The organism is Streptosporangium sp. H16 (assembly GCF_051918855.1).
GTDB lineage: Bacteria > Actinomycetota > Actinomycetes > Streptosporangiales > Streptosporangiaceae > Streptosporangium.
The window spans coordinates 158,967-184,174 of record NZ_JBPXMD010000011.1 but is presented as its reverse complement, the minus strand read 5'-3'; the positions used below and the strand labels follow the sequence as shown (position 1 = coordinate 184,174).

Here is a 25,208-nt window from a genome sequence, read left to right as displayed (position 1 = left end):
CGTTATCTCTATTTGTAGCCGATCGGTGTGACAGTTTCGCGGCTTCGCGCCCGGCTGGCAACGCGGCCTGTCGACAGAGGTGTGGATAAGCTGTGCACTTCTTCCCCAGAGGTGTGGGCACCCTGGGGACAGTACTGTGGATAACTCTTGTCCACAGCTGTGGATAACGCTCTGACCAGCAAAAACGTCATCCACTGCCTGTGGAGAAAAGAAAGTTGGCACGACACGCCGAAAGTCACCCCAGATGACACCCCCTGACGGGTTCATCCCGCTGAAGATCCACCTGATGGTAAGAGGCACAATGGACAAGTGCCTCTTACTCCTCGATCCGGCCGATCCGAACGGTCCCGATCCGACCGATCCGACGCATCAGGTCGATCCGATGCATTGGATCGGTCCGGCGAATCAGGCCGGGCCGACGGATCCGGTCGCTCCGGTGGATCGGGCGGATCCGGCCGGTCCGGCGGATCCGGTCGCGACCACGACCGGCAGATCCTGCGGCTGGCGCTGCCCGCGTTCGGCGCCCTGGTGGCCGAACCGCTGTTCCTGCTGACCGACACCGTCGTCGTCGGCCGCCTGCCCGCCCCCGCGCTCGGCGCCCTGGGAGTGGCGAGCACGGTGCTGAGCTTCCTGGTGGGACTGTGCGTGTTCCTGGCGTACGGCACGACCGCGGCGGTGGCACGGCAGATCGGGGCGGGCGAGACCGGGCGGGCGCTCCGGCAGGGGGTGGACGGCCTCTGGCTGGCCGCCGGGGTGGGAGTGGCGATCATCGTGGTCGTCTGGCCGCTGGCCCCCTCGCTGGTTCACCTGATCGGCGCCGAGGGCGAGCTCGCCCGGCAGGCGGTGACCTACCTGCGGATCAGCCTGCTGGGCGTCCCCGCCATGCTGCTGGTGCTCGCGGGCACGGGCGTGCTGCGCGGCATGCAGGACACCGCCACCCCGCTGGTGGTGGCGGTGGGGGCCTTCGCGCTGAACGCCGTGCTCAACATCGTGTTCGTCCTGGGACTGGGCTGGGGGATCGCGGGCTCGGCCTGGGGCACCGTGCTGGCCCAGTCGCTCGCCGCCGCCGTCTATCTCCTGCTGATCCTCGTCCGGTACCGCGCGCCGTTCCGCCCCGATCTGGCGGGCGTGCGGGCGGCGGGCTCGGCCGGAATCGCTCTGATCATCCGTACGGCGTGTCTTCAGCTGGTCCTGGCCGTCGCGACCGCCGCGGCCACCCGCATGGGGGAGCAGCAGATCGAGGCGCACACCGTCGCCATCAGGATCTGGACCCTGATGGCGTTCGCCCTGGACGCGATCGCCATCGCCGGGCAGGCGATCACCGGCCGCGCGCTGGGCGCCGGCGACGTGGCGGGAGCCCGCGGCGCGACCGGGAGGATGGTCGTCTGGGGGGTCGGCTCGGGCGTGCTGCTCAGCTTCCTCATAGTGCTGGCCAGGCCGTTCGTGCCCGCGCTGTTCGACGCCGGCCCCGTCGTCGCCGCGGAGTTGCTCGACCTGCTCTGGGTGGTGGCCGCCCTGCAGCCCGTCGCCGGGGTGGTGTTCGTGCTGGACGGCGTGCTGATCGGAGCCGGAGACCGGCGCTACCTCGCCTGGGCGGGGGTGTGGACGACGATCGCCTACCTGCCCGCCGCGTTCCTGGTGGACCTGCGGGGCGGCGGCCTGGTGGCGCTCTGGCTGGCGCTCGGGCTGTGGATGACGGCCCGGCTGGTCACCCTGTCGACGCGGGCGTACGGCAGGGCGTGGCTGGTGGTCGGCGGCTGAAACGACCGAAGCGACTGAAAGGGCCGAAGCGGCCGAAGCGGCCGGGCGGACGCCAGGGCGGCGAGACGGCGGGCGGTTCGCCCGTGACGGACGGTGTCCTCCGGGCAGGTGATCCAGGCGTGACACTGTGGTGTCCACGACGTGACCGGATAACCCTTGTCCGGTGGAACTCCCCTGCGGCACTGTGAAAAGAGTCCCACAATATAGGGTTATCAGCCCACCACGATTGGTCGCGTCGTGCCCGAAGGTCCTTCTTCGTCGATCGTTCGCCGCATGCCGCCGGACCATGCCACAGGCCGGTTGACCGGTGCGCGCCACGGCCTTCCCACGGCTTATCGCGGGGCGGACCTCATCGTCCTCGGCGTCGGGGTCATGATCGGCGCGGGCATCTTCGGCCTCGCCGGCCGCCAGGCCGCCAACATGGCCGGACCGGGCGTGATCCTCTCTTTCATGATCGCGGGAATCACCAGCCTGCTCGTGGCCTTCTGCTTCGCCGAGCTGTCCTCCGCCATGCCGAGTTCGGGAAGCGCCTACACCTTCGCCTACGTCATCTTCGGCGAGGTCTGGGCCTGGGTCGTGGGCTGGGCGCTGGTCCTGGAACTCCTGCTGGCCACCGCGGCGGTGGCCCGCGCCTGGTCGCTCTACGCCGCCCAGATGCTCACCGACCTCGGCGTGCGCCTTCCCGAGGTGATCGCGGGCATGGTCGGCCAGACCACGGGTTTCGACCTGTTCACGCTGTTCATCCTGGCGATCCTCACCGCCGTGGTGGCCCTGGGCGCCCGCGTCGGACTGCGCACCCTGTGGGTCATCGTGGTCGCCAAGCTGCTGGCCATCGGCGCGGTCATCGTGGTCGGCGCCCTCCACTTCGACCAGCGCAACCTCGCGGCCATCCCGGTGCCGGCGGTGCCCGCGGGGAGGGCAGAGGAAGCCCTGCACTCCCCGCTGCTCGGCCTCCTCCTCGGCCAGACGGGCACGTTCGGCTGGTTCGGCATCTTCGCCGCCTCGGCGGCCATCACCTTCGCGTACATCGGCTTCGACGTCGTGGCCACCGCCGCCGAGGAGTCCGAGGACGCCCCGCGGTCGATCCCGAAGGGCATCATCCGCGGGCTGGTGCTCACCACGGTCATCTACATCGCGGTCGCGGTGATCATGGTCGGGATGACCCCATATGACAAGATCTCCACGGATGCCCCGCTCGCCAGCGCCTTCCGCGAGGCGGGCGAGGGCTTCATGGTGCACGTCATCAACATCGGGGCGGTGCTCGGCCTCACCACCGTCGTCCTGGTGCTGCTCGTCGGCCTGACCCGCGTGCTGTTCTCCATGGCGCGCGACGGGCTGATCCCCCGCTCGCTCTCCAAGATCAACCGTAGCTACCGCAGCCCGACGAGGGTCACGGTGACCATCGGATTCCTCGCGATCCTGCTGGCCGAGTTCGTGGACGTGCTGACGCTCGAACCGCTGGTCGTGATCGGGGCCCTGTTCGTGTTCATCGCCGTGGCCGGCGGGGTCGTCAGGATGCGGCAGACGATGCCGGACCTGCCACGAGGTTTCCGCACCCCGCTCTCTCCCGGCGTGCCGATCGCCTCGATCCTCGCCTGCCTGTGGCTGATGGTGAACCTGCAGCTCATCACCTGGCTGTACTTCATCATCTGGATGGCCTTCGGCGTGCTGGTCTACCTGGTGTACGGAAGGCGCAACAGCGTGCTCGCCACGACGGCGCGGCCTCTCCCCGAGACTCCCGCACGTCCCGCCCCGGGGCGCTCCCACTACGGACCCGGGGCCGGACGGACGGGCCCGCCCGGCCCGCCTGGTCCACCCGGTCCTCCGTTCGGCCCGCCCGGCGGTCCCGGCCCCGGACCCGCCGCCGGGCCCCGCGGCAGGCACCGCCGCTGAGACCGTCCGCCGAGGCCTCGGCAAGGCCGGGAACCCGGGAGCGGTAAGAGGTCAAAGGCGCCGGGCGTCGATCACACTCTGCACGAACTCCCTGGTACGGGGCTCACGAGGATCGGTGAAGATCTGCTCGGGGGTGCCTCGTTCCAGGAGCACGCCGCCGTCGAGGAAGCAGACGGTGTCGGCGATCTCGCGGCAGAAACCCATCTCATGGGTGGTCAGGACCATGGTCATGCCCCCCTCCTTGAGCTCCCGGATGATCCCGAGCACCTCCTTGACCAGCGCCGGGTCCAGGGCCGAGGTGACCTCGTCCAGCAGCATCAGGCGAGGCTGGGTGGCCAGGGCCCTGATGATGGCGGCACGCTGCTGCTGGCCACCGGAGAGCTGGTCGGGGTAGGCGTCCGCCTTGTCCGCCAGGCCGAACCTGGCCAGCAGGTCGCGGGCCTGCGACTCGGCCTGCTTCCTGCCCTTCCTGTGCACCTTGCGCGGCGCCAGCGTGATGTTGTCCAGCACGCTCATGTGCGGGAACAGGTTGAACGCCTGGAACACGATGCCCATGCGCTTGCGCACGTCGTCGGGATCGGTCCTGGCGTCGGTGATCTCCTCACCGTCCAGGGTGATCGTGCCGTCGTCGGCCGTCTCCAGCAGGTTGACGCAGCGCAGCAGGGTGGACTTGCCGGAGCCGGAGGCGCCGATCAGGCAGACCACCTCGTGCGGCTCGACCTCCAGGTCGATCCCGCGCAGCACGCTGTGACCGCGGTAGTTCTTCCACAGGCCCTCGATGGCCAGCAGGCTCATGCCCTCTCCTCCCGTGCCGCCGCTGTCTCACCGGGCGGTGGGACGCCGCCGCCGTACGCCCCGGTCCGCCCGCTCACTGGCCCCGCCGCCGCTGCGAGCGGGCCGCCAGGTAGTCGGTGAAGCGGGCCATAGGGATGGTGAGCAGGATGAACAGCAGCGCCGCCGCCAGGTAGGGGGTGTAGTTGAAGGTGCTGGCGACGTGGATCTGCGCCTGCCGCAGCGCCTCCAGGGGACCGATCGTGGCGACGAGCGCGGTGTCCTTCTGCAGCGAGACGAAGTCGTTGAGCAGCGGCGGCACCACCCGGCGCACGGCCTGCGGCACCACCACGTGGCGCATGGTCTGGCCGTGACTCAGCCCGAGGGACCGGGCGGCGGCCCGCTGGCTGGGGTGCACCGACTCGATGCCGGCCCGGAAGACCTCCGCCACGTACGCGCCGTACGAGAGGGTGAGCGCGATGATGCCCAGCGTCGCGAGGTCCGTCGGCGTGCCCTGCAGGCCGAGCGCGGGCAGGCCGAAGCCGACGAGATAGATGACGAGGATCGTGGGCACGCCGCGGAAGACGTCGGTGTAGATCACCGCGAGAGCGCGCAGCGGGAAGAACACCGGCGCCGTGAGGTTGCGGGCCAGCGCGACGAGCATTCCCACCACGAGGATCAGCGGCTCGGCGATCAGGAAGATCTTGATGTTGAGCAGGAACCCGCTCAGCACGTCCGGCAGCGCCTCGGTGAACTGGTCGAGGTCGAAGAACGTCTCCCGCACCCGGGGCCAGCCGGGCGAGGTGGTGAAGAGCCAGAGCAGCAGGACGATCACGAGGATCGTCGAGACCGTCGCGACGGAGCCCGAACGGATCGACGACCTCCTGCGGAGCCGCTCCCGCTCCAGCTGCCGCTCGCTCTTCGCCCAGCCGGTGGGAACCCCCAGGCGCTCGTCGTTCCTCATCGAGCGCCGCCGTGGCGCGGACCGTACGCGCTCCGCGCCCGCGGCGAACCCTCTGCCCCGGCTGCGGCTCTGCCTCCGGCCGTGGTTCCGGCTTCGGACATCAACATGAGCATGAGCGACGTCGGAGGGGACTCCAGGGTCACTTCAGCTCCGGTGCGCCCGCGGCGGAGCCGAGCCACTCGGTCTCGATCTTCGCCAGCTCACCGGAGGCGGTCAGCTCGTCGATGGCCTCGTTGACGCAGCCCACCAGCGGGCTGCCCTTCTCGAAGACCGCGCCGAAGACCTCGGGCTCCCCGGAGGCCGTGCCGAACTGGCCGACGATCCTGGAGTTCTCGACCTGGGCCGCGGTCACGTAGAAGGCGGTGGGCAGGTCGACCACCACGGCGTCGACCTGCTTGTTCTTCAGCGCGTTGACGGCGTCGATCTGCTCGTTGTAGACGTTGATCTCGGACGACGGCTTGATGACGTCCTTGACCGCCTGCAGCGAGGTGGTGCCGATCTGCACGCCGATCTTGGCGTCCTTCAGGCCCGCCAGGTCCGTGGCGGAGGCGACCTTGGAACCGTCCAGCGCGACCACGGCCTGCTTGACCGTGTAGTAGCCCTTGCTGAAGTCGACGACCTTGGCCCGGTCGGGAGTCACCGAGACCTGGTTGACGTCGAAGTCGAACTGCTTGGCACCCGGTGCGAACGCGGAGTCGAACTTCACCGTCGCCCAGGTGACGTCACCCTTGGCGAAGCCCAGCCGGTCCGCGACGGCGTAGGCGACCGCGCTCTCGAAGCCCTTGCCGTTGGCCGGGTCGTCGTCGCTGAACCACGGCTCGTACGCGGGCTTGTCGGTGCCGATGGTCAGCTTGCCGGGGGTCTTCAGCGCGGGACTGTCCTTGGCGCAGGCGCTGGGAGCCGTGGAGGCGCCCGGGGACGCGGGGCTCGCCTGGGTCGTGGTTTCCGAGGCCGGTGCACAGGCCACCGCGGTCGCCGCGAGGACACCGAGCGCGAGCAGCGTCGAGGGACGGACCATGGCGAAACCTCCAGGGCGAAGCAACGGTTCCCGAATTGTATGTACTAGCAGTGACCTGGGGTAACGGGATATCAAAATGTGAAATTTCCCGGCGGAGAGAGGGTTTTCACCGGCCTTCCGGGCGCGTGTGAGAACCGGGAAGGGCGGTCCTCACCGGCTTTCCCGGCCGATGGGAGGACGCCGGGGGGAGAACCGGGAAACGGAGAGAACCGGGGAAGGGCGAGGACCGGGGAAGGGCAAGGGCCCCTCCCCGCGAACGGGGAGGGGCCCTTGTCGCACGGGGCCTGTCAGGCCGCGACGACCTCGACATCGAGGGACGCGGAGACCTCCGGGTGCAGCTTGACGCTGACCCGGTGGGAACCGAGGCTCTTGATCGCGGAGGCGATCTCGATGCGACGGCGGTCGAGCAGGGGGCCACCGGCGGCCTTGACGGCCTCGGCGACGTCACCCGTGGTGATGGAGCCGAAGAGACGGCCGGACTCGCCGGCCTTCGTCTTCAGGACCACCTTCAGGGCCTGCAGCTGGCCGGCGACTTCCTTGGCGGTGCCGAGGTCGCGAATCTCGCGAGCGTCACGGGCCTTCTTGATCGAGGAGATCTGCTTCTCGCCGCCACGCGTCCAGAGGATCGCGAAGCCGCGGGGAAGCAGGTAGTTGCGGCCGTAGCCGCTCTTGACCTCGACGATGTCGCCAGGGGCGCCGAGGCCGGTGACCTCACTGGTGAGAATGAGCTTCATCTGTCCGGACCTCCTTAGCGCGCGGTGCTCATGTACGGCAGGAGCGCCATCTCACGAGCGTTCTTGATAGCGGTCGCCACGTCACGCTGGTGCTGGGTGCAGTTGCCCGTCACCCGGCGGGCACGGATCTTGCCGCGGTCGGAGATGAACTTCCGAAGCAGCGCAGTGTCCTTGTAGTCGACGTAGGAGATCTTGTCGTGGCAGAACAGGCAAACCTTCTTCTTAGGCTTGCGCAGTGCCGGCTTGGCCATCGTGGTGCTCCTTTCAGAGCCCCGCCGTCAGGCGGGAATGGTCGCTGCGGATATGGACTGGGATTTCGGGACGCGGTCGCGGCCGTCCCGCAGGAGCGTCCCTAGAAGGGCGGTTCGTCGCTGAAGTCGCCGCCGCCGAAGCCGCCGCCACCCTGCTGCTGCTGACCGCCGCCGCCCCCGTAGTTGTTGCCGCCGCCGCCGGAGAAGCCGCCACCTTGCGGTGCGGCCGGCGCCGCGGAGGCCCACGGGTCGTTGGCGGGGCCGCCACCGAAGCCGCCACCGCCGCCACCGCCCTGACGGGCGGTCTTGTTGACCTTGGCGGTCGCGTTTCTCAGGGAGGGGCCGACCTCGTCGACCTCAACCTCGTAAACGGTGCGCTTCTCGCCTTCCTTGGTCTCGTAAGACCTCTGGCGGAGCCGTCCCTGAACGATGACCCGCATGCCGCGCTGGAGGCTCTCGGCGGCGTTCTCCGCCGCCTGCCGCCACACGTTGCAGGTCAGGAACAGGCCTTCGCCGTCTTTCCACTCGTTGGTCGTCTTGTCGAGGAACCTCGGGGTGGACGCGATGCGAAACCGGGCCACCGCTTGCCCCGTGGGGGTGAAGCGCAGCTCCGGATCGTCGACGAGGTTGCCGACGATGGTGATCGTGGTGTCGCCTGCTGCCATGGCTAGCGCTGCCCTTCCTGCGGCCTTCGCTGGTTATCGGCTCAGAGTACGGCTGCCGCCCGACAAAATGCCGGAGATTAGTGCACGTCCGGGCGCAGGACCTTGGTGCGCAGGATTCCCTCGTTGAGGTTCATCTGCCGGTCGAGCTCCTTGACCGTGGCGGGCTCGGCGCTCAGGTCGATGACGGCGTAGATGCCCTCGGGCTTCTTCGCGATGTCGTAGGACAGCCTGCGGCGACCCCACACGTCGACCTTCTCCACGGTGCCGCCGTCGTTGCGGACGACCGTGAGGAACTGGTCGAGGGAAGGGGCGACCGTACGCTCATCGAGCGAGGGGTCAAGAATGACCATCACTTCGTAACGGCGCATGCTGACTTCCAACCTCCTCTGGACTCTTGCGGTCACGACACCGTGCCGTGACAGGAGGACGCTGACGTACTTCACCCCGGGCTCCCATTTCGGCGCTCGGGGTGGAGGGTGGGCCATGACACACCCATTCGACGTAGCCGTGCCAGCCTACCAGTCCGGCAAGGGTTGGGCCGTCACCTCGCCGGGCACGTCCCCATCAGGGGAAACGGGTACGTCCTGGTGAGACACGTCCTCACCGGGAAAGGGGGCGGGGAAGATGCCGCAGGTGTCCGGGCACGGCCGGAGCGGGCGTTCCCGGTTCAGGCTGAACAGCGACGGGCGGCGCCACCCCCTGGAGAACGCGCTGAGCGTCTGCACGATCCTCTGCGGGCTGATCGCCTTCGTGGCCGGGTTCTTCCCCGCGGCGCACTCCGTGGCGTCGTTCCTGGGGGTGCTGGGGTTCTTCGGCGGCCTCTACTCCCAGTACATCTCCGCGACGACGCCGGAGCGCGCGCTGAACATCGTGGGCATCGTGGCCTCGTTCGTCGGTGTGGCCTTCGGCATCCGCAACGGGGGTTTCCTCCCGTAGGGTCCCGAACCTGACGAGGGCCACACCGGCGAAGGCCGGGCCGCGACGGCCAGGCCATGCGGGCCGGGCCGCCGGGCGGCACGCGGACGGGGAACGGCTAGCCGGCCAGGCGCAGGTCCACGCCCAGCAGGATGAGGAACCACAGGAAGACCGCGAGCAGGGCCTCGGCGATGTCCTTCAGGAGTGCGGGGGTGATGTATTCGTACACCCAGGCGACGTAGAGGCCGATCAGGATGTAGATGAGGCCGATGAGACTGATCCCTCTGCGATAGCGAGCAGCCACTTGGAACTCCTTGGGGTTGGCCCGTGGGGGCGGGCGGTGGGGCGCGACCTGCGACTGCCCATGCCCTCGGCGTTGAAACGGCTACTCTCGGATACATGCCGCTTATCGGAGCTCATGTCGACCAGGACGACCCGCTGGCGCATGCCAGGGCGCGCGGCGCCGAGGTCGTGCAGTTCTTCCTCGGTGACCCGAAGGGGTGGAAGGCCCCGGTCATCGGCGAGAAGATGCGGGAGATCAAGGACTCGGACGTGGAGGTGTACGTCCACGCCCCCTACGTCATCAACGTGGCGACCGCCAACAACCGGGTGCGCATCCCCAGCCGCAAGCTGCTGAGCTCGCACCTCGCGGCGGCGGCCGAGCTGGGCGCCCGGGGGCTTATCGTCCACGGCGGGCACGTCGGCGCCGGAGACGACCCGCAGACGGGCTTCGACAACTGGCGCAAGGTGTTCGAGCGCCTGGAGGAGCACGAGGTCCCCGTGCTCATCGAGAACACCGCGGGCGGCGGCAACGCGATGGCGCGCAAGCTCGAGCGCGTCGCCCGGCTGTGGGACGCGCTCGACGGCTTCGACGTGGGCTTCTGCCTCGACACCTGCCACGCCCACGCGGGCGGCGAGGACCTGGCGGACGTGGTCGAGCGGGTCATGGCGATCACCGGCAGGATCGACCTGATCCACTGCAACGACTCGCGCGACGCCTTCGACTCCGGCGCCGACCGGCACGCGAGCCTCGGCGCGGGCCAGATCGACCCCGAGCTCATCCTGGGGGTGTGCCGGAGCGCGAACGCCCCGATCGTGGTGGAGACCCCCTTCGACGGCCAGGCCGAGGACATCGCCTTCCTCAGGACGAAGCTCTAGAAGCTCCAGAAGCTCCGAGGGAGGCTCTGACGAGACTCCGGGACGAGAATTGGTCCACAGCCTGTGGATAACTTCATGGGATTACTTTTCCCGGAGAGTGGGTAAGGAGTTCTCCCCGCGGCTCAGCCCACCCAGGCCCCGTCGGCGAAGATCAATACGTTGAGCGCCATCAACGGGCCCACCACCAGGGCGTAGACGATGATGATCCATCGTCGCCACGGCGCCGGCCCGCCGCTCGCCCTGGCGATGAGGATGAAGAGCGGCCACCACAGCAGCGCCGAGCGCGGGACCGACAGATAGTAGGCGGAGCACAGCAGCGCGCCCACCTGGAGCCCCACGTAGACGAACTCGCTCCACCTCCGCAGGAAGAGCAGGACCAGCACGAGCCCGACTCCGACGATCGCCCCCGCGATCTCCATCCGGAACGCCCAGGCCATTCGCCCCTCGCCCGCGGCCGCGTTCAAGGTCGTGATCAGCGACTCCCAGGGCCACACCATGTGACGCCCCCAGCCGGCCTCCTGCGCGCTCTTCCAGGCCAGCCAGTCGCCCGTGCGGGAGTACTGGTAGGCGGAGTAGAGCGCCGGCGGCACGAACGGGAGGAGCAGCCACCCCGCCTGCCGCAAGGGCTGCCTGCGGACGAGGAACTCCACGATCAGCGCGACGGCCAGGAACAGGCCGGTGATGCGCACGCAGGAGGCGCCCGCCGCCAGGGCCGCGGCGAGCGGCCAGCGGCCCTGACGCGCCGCGAGCCAGGCCGGGACGGCGAAGGCCAGGAAGAGCGACTCGCTGTAGCCCGCGAACAGGAACACCGCCATCGGCCAGAGCAGCAGCGCCAGCACCGCGCGCCGGCCGGTTCCCTCCGGCCCCTCGAACTCGGCCAGCCTGGCGAGCGACGCCATCGCGACGGCACCGGCCACCAGGGAGATCAGCAGACCGGCGAGCGTCCAGTCGTCGATCACGAGATGCACCGCGCGGAGCATCAGCGGCATTCCGGGGAAGAAGGCGGGCAGTCCCCTGTCGGGCTCGCTGCCCGGGACGCCGTCGTAGCCGTGCTCGGCGATGGTGATGAGGAGGTTCGCGTCCCAGTTGCGCCAGCGCTCCAGGAACGGCTTCGGTACGGCGTCCCCCTCCATCAGCGCCTGCGCGCCGACGACGACCAGGACGACGATTCCCAGCCGGGAGGCCAGCCAGAGCAACAGCCCTTCCGCCGCGGTGTCGCGCGGAGGGGTGTCGCGAGGGGGAGCGGAAGGAGTGGTCACAAGGTCGAATTGTTCCGGATCACCTCGGCGGACCGCCAGACTCGGACGCTCGACGAACGGACCCACTCCGCCTCCCCTGGCGCTCGGCGAACACCCTCGTCCCGACCCCTGCCACCTCGGCGGATTCACCGGACCCGCCGGGCACGGACGCCCGGCGGACGCCCCGACCGGCGCTAGGAGAGCGCGAGCCTGAAGCGGTCGGGTGCCCCGTCGAAGACGCCGCCCGCCTGGTCGTCGGTCCCATCTTCGCGGATCACGTCCTTGTCCGGGACGAAGATGTCCCGTACGACGAACGCCATCATGATCAGAATGGTGATCGCGCGGGCCCACACGGCGGTGAAGTAGGTGTCGCCCGCGATGCCCAGGGCCTCGTTGCCCGGCTGGATGCCGACGAGATACAGCCAGATCGCGAAGAAGTACCAGCACTCGGCGAGCTGCCAGAGAGCGATCGGCTTCCAGCCCGGCCTGGCCAGCACCGCGAAGGGGATCAGCCAGAGCACGTACTGCGGCGACCACACCTTGTTGGTCAGCATGAACGCCGCCAGGGTGAGGAAGCACAGCTGCATCAGGCGGGGACGGGTCTTCGCCGTCAGGGTGATCACGGCGATCGCCAGGCAGAACGCGGCGAGCGAGACGACGCCCAGCCTGTCGAGGAGTTCGGAGTCACCCAGGATCGGCCACTGCTTCTGGTTGAAGAAGTACCAGATGGAACCCCAGTCGGCCGGTCGCTCCTGGCTGAAGACGTAGAACCTCTTCCAGCCGTCGAAGGCGAAGACCATGATCGGCACGTTGACGACGAGCCAGGCGCCCGCGACACCGCCGATCGTCTTGAGGAACGGCATCCACCTGCCGGTGCGCAGCGTCAGCAGGAACAGCGGGCCGAGGAACATCAGCGGGTAGAACTTGGTGGCGATCGCCAGGCCGAGCAGGATGCCCGCGAGCCACTGCTTCCGCTTCGACCAGGCCAGCAGCGCGCCCAGCGCGAGGGCGTTGGCCGCCAGGTCCCAGTTGATGTACGCGGTGAGGATCAGCGCGGGGGCCAGGGCGTACCAGAGTGCGTCCCAGCGCCTGGCGGGACCGGCCAGCGTGGCCATCAGCAGCACGCCGACGACCAGGCAGAGCGCCATGAGGATGACGGTGAGGTCGTAGAACGCCGTCCCCTGGTCGCTCATCGGGGTGACGATCCGGCGGAAGAACTCCATGATCCCGCCGATGCCGACGGGGTACTCGACCGGATAGTCGAAATAGGGGATCTTGCCCTCGTTGAGCTTCTCGTTCCACCACAGGGGATAGATGTCGGTGTAACAGAAGTTCGTGAACTGCAGGGTCCCGTGGTTCCACGCCCCGTCGACGCGGCACGGCCACTTCCAGAACCAGGCCAGGACCGCCCCCAGCCCCGCGAACAGGGCCAGGGGCAGGTACGGGATGGCCCGGGTGCCTAACTCGGGCAGCGGGCTTCGCGGCGACAGGAGGTTCTTCATCAGGGACGCCGTCCGCTCGGAGAGGGGGTCGGGACCAGGGCGGCGGCCGGCGTGCCGGGGGCGCCGACCGCGCCCGGCGCGCCGTTCTGTTCCAGCTCGCCGTTCGGCGGATCGTTGCCCGGATCGCCGCCGTCGCCGACGTCGCACGAGCCGTCCCAGGGCAGGCACTCGCGGCCGTCGGGCTCGCCCTGATCGCCGCCGCCGTCGTTGTTGCCGTTCGGCCAGCCGCCGTCGTCGCCGTTCTCGTCGGGGAACGGGTTGGTGTCGTCCATCGTCGGCGTCGCGGTGGGCGTCGGGGTGGGCGTGACCAGGTTGTTCCGCGTCCCGGTGTTCGCCCGCGGCGGGAACTGCAGGACCTCGTCCTTGGCGGTCACGACCTGCATGTAGTCGTGCCAGATCTGGGTCGGAGTGCCGCCGCCGCCGATGAACTCGGGCATGGGCTGCTCCTTCCAGAGGATGTTCTCGTCCTTGATCTTCGGGTTCGGCAGGCCGTATTTGTTGACCTTGAGCTTGCGTGTCCCGGCCTTGTTGTAGGGCACGTCGTTGGACATGCCGACCGCGGTGACGATCTGCGGGGTGAAGCCGACGAACCAGGCGTCCTTGTAGCCGTTGTTCGTGCCGGTCTTGCCGGCCACCGGCCGCGTGCCGAGGTTGGCGGCGCTACCGGTGCCGCTCCTGACGACGGCCTGCAGCGCGACGGTCGTGTCGGCCGCGGTCTCGGGGGTGATGACCTGCGTCTCGACGACCTGCTCGGGGAGCACGAGGGAGCCGTCGACCGTGGTCACCTTGGTGACGGTGTGCCAGTTGAAGTGCTTGCCCTCGTTGGCGAAGATCCCGTAACCGGCGGCCTGCTCGACCGCGGTGACCGAGGCGCTGCCGATGGTGACCTGGTACTTCTGCTCATCGACCGCGTAGTCGACCGCGTTCTTGCCTCCGTAGGAGGGGTTGTACTTGGCCGTCTCACCGACCCCCGCCGTCTTGGCGATCTTCGCCACCTCGTCGAGGGTCACCTCCTCGCCCATCTGCACGAAGACGGTGTTGACTGAGCTGGCCATCGCCTTGACCATGTCGATCGGCCCGAACGCCTGGTTCCCCGAGTTGCTGATCGGGGTGGTGCCGGGCATCTTGATCGTTCGCATGCCGTCGACCAGGCTGTCGAGCGACTTGTCGTTCTCCAGCCAGGCCGCGAGCACGTAGGGCTTGAACGCCGACGCCGCCTGCTTGGTGGAGTCGAACGCGCGGTTGTTGAAGTCGTTGACGAAGTCGTCGCCGCTGTAGAAGGCGAGCACCCGGCCGTTCTTCGGGTCCACCGAGGCCAGCCTGGCGTGGATGGTCCGCTCCAGGCCGGCGGTGCGGGCCTTCACCGCCTTCTGCGCCGCCGTCATCATGTCCTCGTCGAAGGTGGTGTAGACCTTGTAGCCCTCGGTCTCCAGGTCCTCCTGCTTGATGCCCCGCCCCTTGAGCTCCCGCAGGACGATGTTGAGCATGTAGCCCTTGAGGCCCTTGTAGGTGTTCGCGACCTTGGCCTTCTTGAACTCCAGATCGTCGAAGGAGCTTCCCGCGTACTTGCCGTACGCGGCGGGGTCGAGTTCCCCCATGTTCTTGAGCGCGGCACCGAACCGCCACTTGGTCGCGGAGTAGTCGCCCTTCTGCTCCTGGACGTCGAAGGCGTTCGGGTTCTGGACCCGGGCGGCCAGGTAGGCGCCCTCCGGCACGGTCAGCTGGCCGACGTTCTTGCCGAAGAACGTCTTCGCGGCCGCCTGGATGCCGTACGCGCCGCGACCGAAGTAGACGAGGTTGAAGTACTCCTCGAGGATCTGGTCCTTCTCCAGCGTCTTGCTCATCTTGACCGCGACGAAGATCTCCTTGATCTTGCGCTGGATCGAGACCTCCTGGCTGAGACCCTCGTAGTAGCCGCGCGCCATCTGCTGGGTGATGGTCGAGGCGCCCTGGAGCTGCTCTCCGCTCACGGTGCTCCACAGCGAGCGGGCCATGCCCGCGATGTCGATGCCGCTGTCGGTGCGGAAGGTCTGGTTCTCCAGGGCGATCACCGCGTCCTGGACGTGCTTGGGGATCTGCGCGAGCTTCACCGGGACGCGCTGGACGCCGAGCCGCGCGATCGCGGTCTTCTTGTCGCGGTAGTAGATCACGCTACCCCGGTCGTCCGCGCTGGCCTGCGTGGACGAGGGAATGGGGGTGTTGGCGTAGGCGACCGCGATCATGCCGAAGACACCAGCGCTGAGCACCACGAAGCTGGCCATGACGATCTTCCAGTTGGGCAGGAAGCGCGTCCACCTCCTGGCCTCGGGCTCGTCGTCTCCGTCGGGACCGCCTCCCCCGGGACCTCCTGGACCCTCGGGACCTTCGGGTCCGCCCGCGGCGGGACCGCTCGCGCCGCGCCCGCGGCGCCTGCGCCCGCCCTCGCCCGGCCTCGGACCGGCGGAACGCCCGCCGCCCGCCTGGGCGGCGAGCATCGCCTGGGTGTCCTCGAAGGCGGCCTCGGCGCGGCGGCCGGTCGGGTCGGTGTCGCGACGGCGCGCCTCACCGGGGGCACCGGGGCCGCGCGGGGGCATCCCGCCGGGAGCACCGGGAGCGCCGGGGCCACCGGGAGCGCCGGGGCCGCGCGGGGGCATGCCGCCGGGGGCGCCCGCGTCGCGCCGGGGCGGTCCGCCGGACTGGGGGGACGCGCCGCCGGGATAGGGCATCCCACCGGGCTGGGGCATCATCGCGGTCCGGGGATCGGCTCCCGCTCTCTGCGGCGGCCGGGCCTGCGGTGCCTGCCGGGAAGAATCCCAGCTCGCGTCAGTTTGAGGGTTTTGCGAGGGGGGAACTGCACGGGGAGCGGCTCCTGGGCTCGAGCGACGGCGCCGCCCCTGGCGAGCCGATCCGTCGGCGCCCTCATGGCGCCCGTCCGGCTCCGGGTCATTGCTGTGGCTGTAACTCACGCGTCCTCGTTTGGTCATCGGGGTCTATGACGGCGTGCAGGCGGGCGAGACTACCTCCTGATCAACGGAGACCTCACCGCCTTGGCTCACTGGTAGCCGGCCTATTCGGGTGGATCTCCATTCCCGGGGACGAACGAGATCGCCAGGTGGTTCGAGCAACAACCTTGGCAGACCTCCCCCGCGTTGACGCGGGATTCCCGGCATTGAAAAGCGGTCCACGCCGCGCGGGGGCCGTGTCCCACCACCGCCTGCTGTGACCACATACGCGCCAGACTACGGCTTTTTGCGGTTTGCTCCCAACCTCTTGGGAAAGTCGCTGATTGCAGCCTTATGTTGAATGGACGTATCCTGTCGATGTATCGGTTCGATACATCGACGCGAGAGGTGGTGGTTTCCAGTGGCCGGCGGACGTGGCGGCGTGCTGGAACTGGCCGTGCTCGGGTCGTTGCACGAGACCCCGCTACACGGTTACGAGCTGCGCAAACGGCTCAACGCCCTGCTCGGCATGTTCCGGGCGTTCTCCTACGGCTCCCTCTACCCGTGCCTCCGCCAGTTGCTCACCGACGGGCTGATCGTCGAAGACGGCGACGCCGCCGCGGCCACCACGGCCGCCGACAGCGCCATCGTGCTCCCCGGCCGCCGTTCGAAGATCGTCTACAAGCTGACCGCGGAGGGCAAGGAACGCCTGCAGGAGCTCCTCACCCAGGCCGGCCCGTCCGCCTGGGAGGACGAGAGCTTCGGCGTGCACTTCGCCTTCTTCAGGCACACCGAGGCCGAGGTGCGCCTGCGCATCCTCGAAGGTCGCCGCAGCCGGCTGGAGGAACGTCTGGACGCCGTGCGCACGGCACTCGCCCGTACGCGCGAACGGCTGGACAGCTACACCCTCGAGCTTCAGCGTCACGGTCTGGAGTCGGTCGAACGCGAAGTGCGCTGGTTGAATGAGCTGATCGCCACCGAACGGCGAGCATCGCCGCCGGAGGGGGAACGGCGGCCCGCGCGAGATGAGACGTCCAGGGCGCCCGCGCCAGGGACGGGCACGACGGGGCGGCACGCCACCCCGGAAGAGAACTGACCACTGAGAGAACAAAGGGGAGCGAGTGCCATGGGTTCGGTGCGCGTAGCCATTGTCGGTGTAGGCAACTGTGCCACGTCGCTCATTCAGGGCGTGCACTACTACCGGGACGCCGACCCCGGTGCCCGGGTGCCGGGCCTGATGCACGTGAAGTTCGGCGACTACCACGTCGGCGACGTGGAGTTCGTCGCGGCTTTCGACGTGGACGCCAAGAAGGTCGGGCGTGACCTGTCCGAGGCGATCGTGGCCTCGGAGAACAACACGATCAAGATCTGCGACGTGCCGCCGCTCGGCGTGACGGTGCAGCGCGGTCCCACCTACGACGGTCTCGGCGAGTACTACCGGGAGATGGTGGAGGAGTCCGACGAGGCCCCGGTCGACGTCGTCCAGGTCCTCAAGGACAGCAAGGTCGACGTTCTCGTGTCCTACCTGCCGGTGGGCTCGGAGGAGGCCGACCGCTTCTACGCCCAGTGCGCCCTCGACGCCAAGGTCGCGTTCGTCAACGCGCTGCCGGTGTTCATCGCCTCCGACCCCACGTGGGCCCAGAAGTTCGTCGACGCCGGGGTCCCGATCGTCGGCGACGACATCAAGTCGCAGGTCGGGGCGACCATCACACACCGCGTGATGGCCAAGCTGTTCGAGGACCGCGGTGTCGAGCTGCTGCGCACGTACCAGCTGAACTTCGGCGGCAACATGGACTTCATGAACATGCTGGAGCGCAAGCGCCTGCAGTCCAAGAAGATCTCCAAGACCCAGTCGGTCACCTCGCAGATCCCGCACGAGATGCAGAAGGCCGACGTGCACATCGGCCCGTCGGACCACGTGCCGTGGCTCGACGACCGCAAGTGGGCGTACGTGCGCCTGGAGGGCAGGTCCTTCGGCGACACTCCCCTCAACCTGGAGTACAAGCTGGAGGTCTGGGACTCCCCCAACTCCGCCGGCATCATCATCGACGCGGTGCGCGCCGCCAAGATCGCCCTTGACCGGGGCATCTCCGGCCCGATCCTGTCCGCCTCCTCGTACTTCATGAAGTCACCGCCGGAGCAGTACTCCGACGACGAGGCGCGCGACTACGTGGAGAAGTTCATCCGCGGCGAGGTCGAGCGCTGACCCGGCGCCGTCGTACGACGACCGAGCGGTAGACGGCGAGAGCCCCCCGGCCCACGTAGGGCCGGGGGGCTCTCCTTTCCGGCGGTCGTCGCACCATCCTGGCTCGGGCGGTGCGACCACGCTGCGCCGGAGCGCGGCGGCGCCTCCCTCCCAGAGGCGTGCGTCACCGCGCCGATCACTCCCTGGCGGCACCCTCGGGCCAGACCCGGATCACCCGCACGCCACGGCGCCGGGCATCCGCCACAGCGCCCGCCGTCCCGCCCGCATCCACAGACGACTCTCCGTCCCACACCGCCACGAGCTCGTCGACCGAGCCCAGCATCGCCTCGTTGGCCGCGACGTACGCGTCCCGGCTGGCGTGGTCGAAATCCATCACGCGCACCCGGGCGGCCTTGCTCAGCAGCCGGTCGAACTGCTCGGCGTGATCTGGCTTGACCTTGGCCTCCCGGTAGTCCCGGGACGGCAGGACAACTTCGAGCGCGCCGCCAGCCTCCAATACGGCCTCGGCGAACAGCGAGTCGGCGCCGCGAGCGATGCAGGACACTCCGGTCACATCATCGGCCACCGCCGTCAGGTACGAGCGAAGCGCATCGGACACGAGGCGAGCCGTATCCGGGGTCAAGTTCATGTGGCCGCTCACACCGATACGCACCATCAGCGTCTCCTGATCGACAACAGTGATCTTTTCAGCGTGCCAGTGTCTCCTGAAGTCGCTCTCTCAGGCCAGTCATCGCAGGGTCTCGCAGCGTTGCGATCTCCGCGTGCAGCTCACGTAGTTGGACGCGGACTCGATCGGACTGCACTTGGCCAGCCGTGTACGCGGCGGCGCTTCCCACCACGACCGCCTCGTCCAGGTCGCCGTTACGCAGGTGCGCCTGAGCAAGCCCGACCTGGTCCAGGGCAAGGCTGCGCATGCTCGTCCGTCTGCGGAGTTCCAGCGCTCGTCCGATGTGATGTACAGCGACGGCCGCGTGTTGGCCGCTGCGGCGCGACATCTCCAGGTAACGGCCCCCAGTGACACCAGCGAGTTCGGCCTCGTCGAAGTAGGCAATCCAGTCAGGGTCGGGATCCCCAGTGCGGATAGCGCCGAACGCATCCTCGGCCGCGTTCGTCGCTCTCCGGAACGCCTCGGGTCGGGCGAGCGCGGCGTAAGCCCATGCTTCGCGGGTGTGCAGCATGGCACGGAGTCTGGGAGTGCCGTCCACCTGAACCCCATCCAGCGCGAGGCGGACCAACTCCAGCGCGTCATGTGGCCGGTCGAGATAGAGCAGTTGGCGGGCCATGGACGCCAGGACGCTGGCCCCGAAGGGCTTGTCCTTGGCAGGCTTGGACGCTTGCAGCGCCAGGGCGTAGTACTTCTGGGCCGTGGTCTGCATGCCGCAGTCCCAGCTCATCGTGGCGGCGATCTTTGCGAGCTCGGCCATCACGTGGAACAGCCGCACCGCGATGTCCTGCGGATGTGAATCTCGCAGCAGGTCGGCGACCTCGTTGAGCTGACCGATCACCGCCTTACGTGCGAGGCCTCCGCCCTGGGAGTCGTCCCAAGTTCTGAAAACATCTGCGGTTCTCTCAAGCCGAGCTACCTCTTCGACGCCGATGCGGCCCGTCACAGGGACGGCGGGAAGGGCGTCTGGAGCCTTGGAGAGCCAGCGCTGAACAGGATCAATGAGCGGAAGTCCGACTGTAATAGACAGTGCTTTGATGGCTTGGCGGCGATCGAGCATTAGATCACTTCTGCTGAAGTCGTAAGCGGCGCTTGCTGTAGATCGCGGTTCCCATACCCACGGAAGGTCCGGTTCCACCACGACGCCCACCAATTCATCGCTCTCGACGGGAGCCGGAAGCGCAGGCGATGAGGCCTCGAAGATAGCAACTTCATCAAGATTGAAGACTCGGGCATACAGCTTCGGATACGGATCCTTCGGCCGATTCCTACCCGCTTCCCAGTTCTTGATATTGCGCACGATGCTCTCACGTGCAGGAAGACGGCTACGCGTTTCCTCGCTGGCCACCCCAGCCAACTCCTTGGCCATGTCCCGGTGAGACCATCCGCGGTTGCGCCGTTCCTCCCGCAATCGAACAGCCCAAGGGGGAGTCTTGGGGGAAGTCCCGCTGGCCATTGGCGCACCTCTTCAGAGCAGGGGAAAGGGCTCTTTCCCTCAGTTTCCCTCACTCTCACCTGGCCGTACGTGCTTTTACAGCGATCTCATGAGGTGACTATTTAAAAAGCGGAGCCCGCCACCGGTATCTGACACCAGGGCGAGCTCCTTGATCAGGAAGCGAGTCCTGACCCGATGGACAACCCTAATGCTCCAGTTCTCGACCGGACCACAGCGAGCGGCTGCGGCTGCTTCGCCGAGGCCCCGCCGCTGCCGATGGGCTGTGCCGACTGCGGGCACGCCCCCTACGCGCACGGCTGTCCCGGCCAGGTCGCCGACCACGAGTACGCGCAGCCGACCGGCGCGCTGATGGCCGAGCGCCTCGACGCGCGCCGCCGCCTCGGGCTCGGCCGAGCTCTGCCGACCTTCGAGCCCGCCCGCGAGGTCCCGGCGCAGCCGATTCCGCTGGTGCCCGCGCCCCGCCAGGCCGCACCCGAGGCGACGCCGTCGCGCACCAGGCCCGCCGGACACACCGGCACCCGCCGCCCGGCACCGCCCGCCGCCCGCCCGCACCGGCCGGTCGAGACGCGGGAGAACCGCGCGGTCCGCCTGGCGCTCGCCCGCGACCCCCTCGCCCACCGCCGGGCCCGCACCGTCGCCCGCGTACACGAACACGGCGCCCCGCCTCCGGGCACCACCCTCTCGAACGCCCGGCCGCCGCTCTCCCTCCTCGACCACCAGACCCCCCGGCCGGGGCCCGCCGTCGCCCCCGGCCGGGGCCGCTCCCCGGACGCCCCTCCGGCACGACGGCACGAGCCCTGGCGGGAGGCCGCGGCATGAACGCGGTCCCACCGCAGGGCGATCCCATGAGCAGGCGCGGCGGCGTGTCTCCTTCCCACGCATGCGCCGCCGCGCCGTCGGCCGACACCGAGGGCCAGGCCGTCGCGCGGGCCAAGGACCTGACCCTCGTGCTCAGCGAGGTGTACGGCATCTCGGCCGACGTCCACACGCTGCGCTCCGGCAACGCCATCGTGTCCCTCTATCGCGGGCTCCTGGCCTACACCGACGGCGAGAGGTTCTGGTGGACCGGCCCCGGGCTCAGCGACTCCGGCGCCCCCGTGCTCAGCTCCGAGCTGACGCTGCCCGCCGCCGCCGAACAACTCGCCGGGCACTACGCGATCCTGCGCGGCAGAAGCCTCACCGCCGTGCCGCCCGGCGAACCGCCGCCGCTCGCCGACGAACTCATGACCGATCACGCCGGACCGGTCTGACGAAGGAGGCGGTCGTGATCCCATCACCCGGCATACCGGCAGGCGACCGGCGGGGCGAGACGCGGGGAGCCGGGAGTCGTCGCCAGGCTCCCCGCATCCCCGGAGAGGAGCTCCGGATGCCGACCACCCCCGGCGCCCCGGGCAGTGATCTGGACGCCCGAGGTGAATGGACCTGCCCCGGCATCAGCCCGCACCCCGTACGCGTCGCCCCGGGCCGCCGGGCATTCGATTGGGAGGCGTTGGCGCCAGGACCGTACCGCGTGCTGGAGCACACGTGCGCCTGCCGGGCGGTCTACTTCGAGCTGATCGCTCGCGGCGGCACCTACATGATCCACAGGGTGATCCAGGGCAGGCCGGCAGAGCACGCCTTCGCTGGGCGGTGGACGCACCGCGAGGCCCGCGAGATGTGGCTCCAGCTGCTGACCGGGCAGGCACGGTAGCCAAAAACATCCGGACACGCGGAAAGGCGCCGGACCGGTGGGCTCGCCGTGGAACGGCCGACGGTGTGAGAGACCCTCACACCGTCGGGACGGGAGATCACCGCTTCGGCGGGCGGCGGGTGGGTCAGCGGGCGGCGGGCGGGAGATCGGCGGGGTCGGCGGCCCGCCAGGCGAGCGGGTCGGCACCGAGCTCGGCCAGCTGCGGAACCTGCTCGCGGCACCAGGGGGAGATCGCCAGACGGTCGCCGAGCACCCCGTCGGTGAACTCCTTCCACGGCATCCAGCGGACGTCGTCGACCTCGTCGGGGTTGGGCGCCGCCTGCGCGGTCACGAGCACCCGGTAGACCGGGCACAGCTCCCGCTCGACGGTGCCGTTGTCCATGACCGCGCGGTAGGAGAAGCGGGGCAGGAGGAGATCGACCTGGCCGGCCGCGAGGCCCAGCTCGTGCGAGAGCCTGCGGGTCACCGCCTCGGGAAGCGGCTCGCCGGGCAGGGGGTGGCCACAACAGCTGTTGGTCCACACCCCCGGCCAGGTGATCTTGTGCAGTGCGCGGCGGGACAGGAGGACCCGCCCCTGCTCGTCGAACACGTAACTGGAGAAGGCCAGGTGGAGGGGAGTGTCGAGACCGTGCACCGTGGCCTTGGCCGCCGTGCCGATCGCGTTTCCCTCGGTGTCGACGAGCACAACGTGTTCATCAGGTGTCACTCGACCGAGGGTACGTGATCATGTCGGTTTACCGCGCCCCCTAAGCGATACGTAGTCAAAGGTACGAAATGTCCAACTACCCCATCAGGGATGTTCCCGATGCCCGCCCATCGCCGTCGCACATAAGCTGAGCGCGTGTCATTCGTATCCGATCTACGCGTGGTCCTGGAAGGTCGGGACTTCCGGAGGCTGTACGCGACCCGCCTGGTCTCGCAGTTCTCCGACGGGATCTTCCAGTTCGCCGTGGCCGGGTTCGCCTTCTTCAGCCCGGAGAAGAGCACGAGCGCGGTGGAGATCGCCGCCGGGCTGGCCGTGCTGCTGCTTCCGTACTCGATCCTGGGCCCCTTCGTCGGGGTGTTCATCGACCGCTGGTCGCGGCGGCAGATCCTGGTCATCGCGCCGCTGGTCCGCGGGGCGCTGCTGCTCGCCACGGCGGCGCTCGTCGCCGCGGACGCCCCCGACGGGATCTTCTACGCCGCCGCGCTCGGCGTGCTCGGGGTGAACCGCTTCTTCCTGTCCGCGCTGGGGGCCTCGCTCCCGCACGTCGTGCCGGCCGACCGGCTGATGGTGGCCAACGCGGTCACCCCGACCTCGGGCACCGTGCTCACCTTCGTGGGCATCGGCGCCGGCTACCTGCTCCGGGCGGCCTTCGGCTCCGACCACCGGGGCACCGCGGTGCTGCTGGTCGTCTCAGGGCTCGTCTTCGGGCTCAGCGCGCTCATCTCCATGACCATGGGCAGGCGGCTGCTCGGCCCCGCCTACGACCCCGACCGGCCGCAGGCCCGCGAGGCCGTACGCCACGTGCTGACCGGCCTGACCGACGGCGCGCGGCACCTCGCCCGGCACCGGGCCGCCGCCGCGGCGATGGGCGCGATGGCGACCCACCGGTTCATGTACGGCATGTGCACGGCCATGCTCGTGCTGCTGTCGCGCTACTACTTCGCCGAGAACGCCGAGGACGCCCTGAACGCGGTCTCCGTCGTGGTCGCCACCTCGGGGGTCGGCTACTTCCTGGCCATCCTGGTCACGCCGTGGGCCACCGAGCGCTTCGGCATCGAGCGGTGGGTCCCGGCCATGCTGGTCACCGCCGGGGTGCTGACGGCGGCGCTCTGCGCGCCGTTCCAGCAGTGGGGGTTCGCGGCCGCGGGCTTCGTCCTCGGCATCGCCGGGCAGAGCATCAAGATCTGCGCCGACACCGCCGTCCAGCGCGACCTGCAGGACGCCTACCTCGGCCGGGCCTTCTCCATCTACGACATGCTCTTCAACGGCAGCTACGTGCTGGCCGCGGCCCTGGCGGCGGCACTGCTCCCGCCGGACGGCAAGTCGCTGCTCGTGCTGGTGGTCATCGCCGCCGGATACGTCGCGGGCGCGGTGATCTACCGGATCGTCACGCCGGCCCGGACCGTCGAGCCGCTGCCGTCATCGCCGTCGTCACCCTCACAGTGATCTCAACGGTGACCGTGCCCGCCGTCGTCACCCTCACAGTGACCGGGCCGCCGCCGTCATCGCCGTCGTGACCCTCTCCAGGTCGCCGTCGCCGATCGAGTAGGGCGGCATCGCGTAGATCAGCCGTCCGAACGGGCGGAGCCAGACGCCGTGCCGCATGACGAGGTCCTGGACGGCGGGGACGTCGACGGGCTCGCGGGCCTCGATCACCCCGATCGCGCCGAGGACCCGCACGTCGCTCACCCCGGGTGCCCCCGAGGCCCCGGCCAGGCCCGCGAGGAGACCGGCCTCGATCCGGCCGACCTCCTCGCGCCACGGGCGCTCCCGCAGGAGCTCCAGGGAGGCGCTCGCGACGGCCGCGGCCAGCGGGTTGCCCATGAACGTCGGCCCGTGCGCCAGCACGCCGACGCCCCTGGCCACCCGCTCGGTGCACAGCGTCGCGGCCAGCGACATGTAGCCGCCGGTCAGGGCCTTGCCCAGGCACATGATGTCGGGCCTGATCCCGGCGTGGTCGCAGCCGAACAGCTCCCCGGTCCTGCCGAACCCGGTGGCGATCTCGTCGGCGATCAGCGGGACGCCGTGCTCGTCGGCCAGCTCGCGGAGCAGCCGCAGGTAGGCCGGGTGGTAGAAGTGCATGCCGCCCGCCCCCTGGACGACCGGCTCCACGATGATCGCGGCCAGCTCGCCGGCGTGCCGGGCGACCAGGTCCGCCAGCCGGGCCGCGTAGCCCTCGTCGTACTCGCGCGGCGGCCGGTCGGCGAACACGTGCTCGGGCAGCACGCCGGAGAACAGGTGGTGCATGCCGTTGACCGGGTCGCAGACCGACATCGCCCCGAAGGTGTCGCCGTGGTAGCCGCCCCTCACCGTGAGCAGCCGTCCCCTGCCGGTGAACTGGAACGCCATCTTGATCGCGACCTCGACGGCGACCGACCCCGAGTCGGCGAGGAACACCTTCGGCAGCCCGGTCATCGCGGCGAGCGTGGCGGCCAGCCGCACGGCGGGCTCGTGGGTGAGCCCGCCGAACATGACGTGCGCCATGTCCTCCAGCTGGTCCTTCAGCGCCCGGTTGAGCCGGGGGTGGTTGTAGCCGTGGATCGCCGCCCACCAGGACGACATGCCGTCGACCAGCTCGCGGCCGTCGGCGAGCGTCAGCCGCACCCCGTCCGCGCGGGAGACCACGTGCGGCGCCACCGGCTGGGGTGTGGCCGCGTAGGGGTGCCACACGTGCTCACGGTCGAGCCGGGCGATC

Annotated in this window: 25 protein-coding genes; 10 read left to right on the top strand and 15 right to left on the bottom strand. The window is 69.3% G+C overall.

Annotated features, from left to right (window positions below; genetic code table 11):
- Nucleotides 1–492 precede the first annotated feature (492 nt).
- Nucleotides 493–1,761 (top strand): MATE family efflux transporter, encoded by a 1,269-nt coding sequence (locus ACTOQ2_RS20460; RefSeq protein ID WP_440101515.1) that lies wholly within the window; start codon nt 493–495, stop codon nt 1,759–1,761.
- A gap of 273 nt (nt 1,762–2,034) precedes the next feature.
- Nucleotides 2,035–3,654 (top strand): APC family permease, encoded by a 1,620-nt coding sequence (locus tag ACTOQ2_RS20455; protein ID WP_440101356.1) that lies wholly within the window; start codon nt 2,035–2,037, stop codon nt 3,652–3,654.
- Between the two features lie 51 nt (nt 3,655–3,705).
- On the opposite strand, the gene ACTOQ2_RS20450 is transcribed toward ACTOQ2_RS20455, so the two are convergent.
- From ACTOQ2_RS20450 to rpsF, 7 genes are all read right to left on the bottom strand, one after another.
- Nucleotides 3,706–4,449 (bottom strand): amino acid ABC transporter ATP-binding protein, encoded by a 744-nt coding sequence (locus tag ACTOQ2_RS20450; RefSeq protein ID WP_440101354.1) that lies wholly within the window; start codon nt 4,447–4,449, stop codon nt 3,706–3,708.
- Between the two features lie 73 nt (nt 4,450–4,522).
- Complete coding sequence (locus tag ACTOQ2_RS20445; RefSeq protein WP_440101352.1) at nt 4,523–5,389, bottom strand: amino acid ABC transporter permease; 867 nt, start codon at nt 5,387–5,389, stop codon at nt 4,523–4,525.
- A gap of 139 nt (nt 5,390–5,528) precedes the next feature.
- The gene (locus ACTOQ2_RS20440; RefSeq protein ID WP_440101350.1) at nt 5,529–6,407 is read right to left on the bottom strand and encodes an ABC transporter substrate-binding protein; all 879 of its coding nucleotides are present in this window, start codon (nt 6,405–6,407) and stop codon (nt 5,529–5,531) included.
- Nucleotides 6,408–6,694: 287 nt separating this feature from the next.
- Nucleotides 6,695–7,141, bottom strand: coding sequence for a 50S ribosomal protein L9 (rplI, locus tag ACTOQ2_RS20435; RefSeq protein WP_344744211.1), 447 nt, complete (start codon nt 7,139–7,141; stop codon nt 6,695–6,697).
- A 14-nt stretch (nt 7,142–7,155) separates the two neighbouring features.
- Nucleotides 7,156–7,392: a 30S ribosomal protein S18 gene (gene rpsR / locus ACTOQ2_RS20430; protein WP_012895699.1), complete on the bottom strand. Its 237-nt coding sequence runs from the start codon at nt 7,390–7,392 to the stop codon at nt 7,156–7,158.
- Between the two features lie 101 nt (nt 7,393–7,493).
- Nucleotides 7,494–8,057, bottom strand: coding sequence for a single-stranded DNA-binding protein (locus tag ACTOQ2_RS20425; RefSeq protein ID WP_350968673.1), 564 nt, complete (start codon nt 8,055–8,057; stop codon nt 7,494–7,496).
- A 77-nt stretch (nt 8,058–8,134) separates the two neighbouring features.
- Entirely contained in the window at nt 8,135–8,425 is a 291-nt protein-coding gene (gene rpsF / locus ACTOQ2_RS20420) for a 30S ribosomal protein S6 (RefSeq protein WP_030919721.1), read from the bottom strand.
- Nucleotides 8,426–8,681: 256 nt separating this feature from the next.
- Here rpsF and ACTOQ2_RS20415 point away from each other — a divergent pair, with 256 nt between their 5' ends.
- On the top strand, nt 8,682–8,993 hold the full coding sequence (locus ACTOQ2_RS20415) for a hypothetical protein (protein ID WP_440070662.1): 312 nt from the start codon (nt 8,682–8,684) through the stop codon (nt 8,991–8,993).
- Nucleotides 8,994–9,090: 97 nt separating this feature from the next.
- Here the strand turns inward: ACTOQ2_RS20415 and ACTOQ2_RS20410 are convergent, their stop codons facing one another.
- On the bottom strand, nt 9,091–9,276 hold the full coding sequence (locus ACTOQ2_RS20410; RefSeq protein ID WP_362688145.1) for a hypothetical protein: 186 nt from the start codon (nt 9,274–9,276) through the stop codon (nt 9,091–9,093).
- A gap of 95 nt (nt 9,277–9,371) precedes the next feature.
- On the opposite strand from ACTOQ2_RS20410, the gene ACTOQ2_RS20405 reads away from it, so the two are divergent.
- On the top strand, nt 9,372–10,130 hold the full coding sequence (locus tag ACTOQ2_RS20405) for a deoxyribonuclease IV (RefSeq protein ID WP_440101347.1): 759 nt from the start codon (nt 9,372–9,374) through the stop codon (nt 10,128–10,130).
- A 122-nt stretch (nt 10,131–10,252) separates the two neighbouring features.
- On the opposite strand, the gene ACTOQ2_RS20400 is transcribed toward ACTOQ2_RS20405, so the two are convergent.
- From ACTOQ2_RS20400 to ACTOQ2_RS20390, 3 genes are all read right to left on the bottom strand, one after another.
- The gene (locus ACTOQ2_RS20400; protein ID WP_440101345.1) at nt 10,253–11,389 is read right to left on the bottom strand and encodes a hypothetical protein; all 1,137 of its coding nucleotides are present in this window, start codon (nt 11,387–11,389) and stop codon (nt 10,253–10,255) included.
- A gap of 173 nt (nt 11,390–11,562) precedes the next feature.
- On the bottom strand, nt 11,563–12,870 hold the full coding sequence (locus ACTOQ2_RS20395) for a glycosyltransferase family 87 protein (protein ID WP_440101343.1): 1,308 nt from the start codon (nt 12,868–12,870) through the stop codon (nt 11,563–11,565).
- Nucleotides 12,870–15,575 carry a transglycosylase domain-containing protein gene (locus ACTOQ2_RS20390; RefSeq protein WP_440101341.1) on the bottom strand — a complete coding sequence of 902 codons (2,706 nt, stop codon included), beginning with the start codon at nt 15,573–15,575 and terminating at the stop codon, nt 12,870–12,872. Before ACTOQ2_RS20390 ends, ACTOQ2_RS20395 begins: the two co-directional genes overlap by 1 nt.
- 637 nt (nt 15,576–16,212) lie before the next feature.
- On the opposite strand from ACTOQ2_RS20390, the gene ACTOQ2_RS20385 reads away from it, so the two are divergent.
- Both ACTOQ2_RS20385 and ACTOQ2_RS20380 read left to right on the top strand, forming a co-directional pair.
- On the top strand, nt 16,213–16,887 hold the full coding sequence (locus ACTOQ2_RS20385; protein WP_344744221.1) for a PadR family transcriptional regulator: 675 nt from the start codon (nt 16,213–16,215) through the stop codon (nt 16,885–16,887).
- Nucleotides 16,888–16,917: 30 nt separating this feature from the next.
- Entirely contained in the window at nt 16,918–17,997 is a 1,080-nt protein-coding gene (locus tag ACTOQ2_RS20380; protein WP_362688163.1) for an inositol-3-phosphate synthase, read from the top strand.
- Between the two features lie 175 nt (nt 17,998–18,172).
- On the opposite strand, the gene ACTOQ2_RS20375 is transcribed toward ACTOQ2_RS20380, so the two are convergent.
- Nucleotides 18,173–18,652: a hypothetical protein gene (locus ACTOQ2_RS20375; RefSeq protein WP_440101339.1), complete on the bottom strand. Its 480-nt coding sequence runs from the start codon at nt 18,650–18,652 to the stop codon at nt 18,173–18,175.
- Between the two features lie 31 nt (nt 18,653–18,683).
- Nucleotides 18,684–20,030, bottom strand: coding sequence for a hypothetical protein (locus ACTOQ2_RS20370; protein ID WP_440101338.1), 1,347 nt, complete (start codon nt 20,028–20,030; stop codon nt 18,684–18,686).
- Between the two features lie 261 nt (nt 20,031–20,291).
- On the opposite strand from ACTOQ2_RS20370, the gene ACTOQ2_RS20365 reads away from it, so the two are divergent.
- The 3 genes from ACTOQ2_RS20365 (at nt 20,292) to ACTOQ2_RS20355 (ending at nt 21,807) form a co-directional block, all read left to right on the top strand.
- Nucleotides 20,292–20,936, top strand: a complete 645-nt coding sequence (locus ACTOQ2_RS20365) for a hypothetical protein (protein WP_440101336.1) — start codon at nt 20,292–20,294, stop codon at nt 20,934–20,936.
- Nucleotides 20,933–21,367, top strand: a complete 435-nt coding sequence (locus ACTOQ2_RS20360) for a hypothetical protein (protein ID WP_440101334.1) — start codon at nt 20,933–20,935, stop codon at nt 21,365–21,367. The genes ACTOQ2_RS20365 and ACTOQ2_RS20360 overlap by 4 nt, the downstream gene beginning before the upstream one ends.
- Before the next feature lie 116 nt (nt 21,368–21,483).
- Nucleotides 21,484–21,807, top strand: a complete 324-nt coding sequence (locus ACTOQ2_RS20355) for a hypothetical protein (protein WP_440101333.1) — start codon at nt 21,484–21,486, stop codon at nt 21,805–21,807.
- 124 nt (nt 21,808–21,931) lie between these two features.
- On the opposite strand, the gene idi is transcribed toward ACTOQ2_RS20355, so the two are convergent.
- Nucleotides 21,932–22,513 carry an isopentenyl-diphosphate Delta-isomerase gene (gene idi / locus ACTOQ2_RS20350; RefSeq protein ID WP_440070667.1) on the bottom strand — a complete coding sequence of 194 codons (582 nt, stop codon included), beginning with the start codon at nt 22,511–22,513 and terminating at the stop codon, nt 21,932–21,934.
- Between the two features lie 135 nt (nt 22,514–22,648).
- Between idi and ACTOQ2_RS20345 the strand changes: the two genes are divergently transcribed.
- A complete protein-coding gene (locus ACTOQ2_RS20345; protein WP_440101331.1) occupies nt 22,649–23,959 on the top strand; it encodes an MFS transporter in 1,311 nt (436 codons plus the stop codon).
- Nucleotides 23,960–23,992: 33 nt separating this feature from the next.
- On the opposite strand, the gene ACTOQ2_RS20340 is transcribed toward ACTOQ2_RS20345, so the two are convergent.
- Entirely contained in the window at nt 23,993–25,207 is a 1,215-nt protein-coding gene (locus tag ACTOQ2_RS20340) for an adenosylmethionine--8-amino-7-oxononanoate transaminase (RefSeq protein WP_440101514.1), read from the bottom strand.
- Between the last annotated feature and the right edge of the window lies 1 nt (nt 25,208).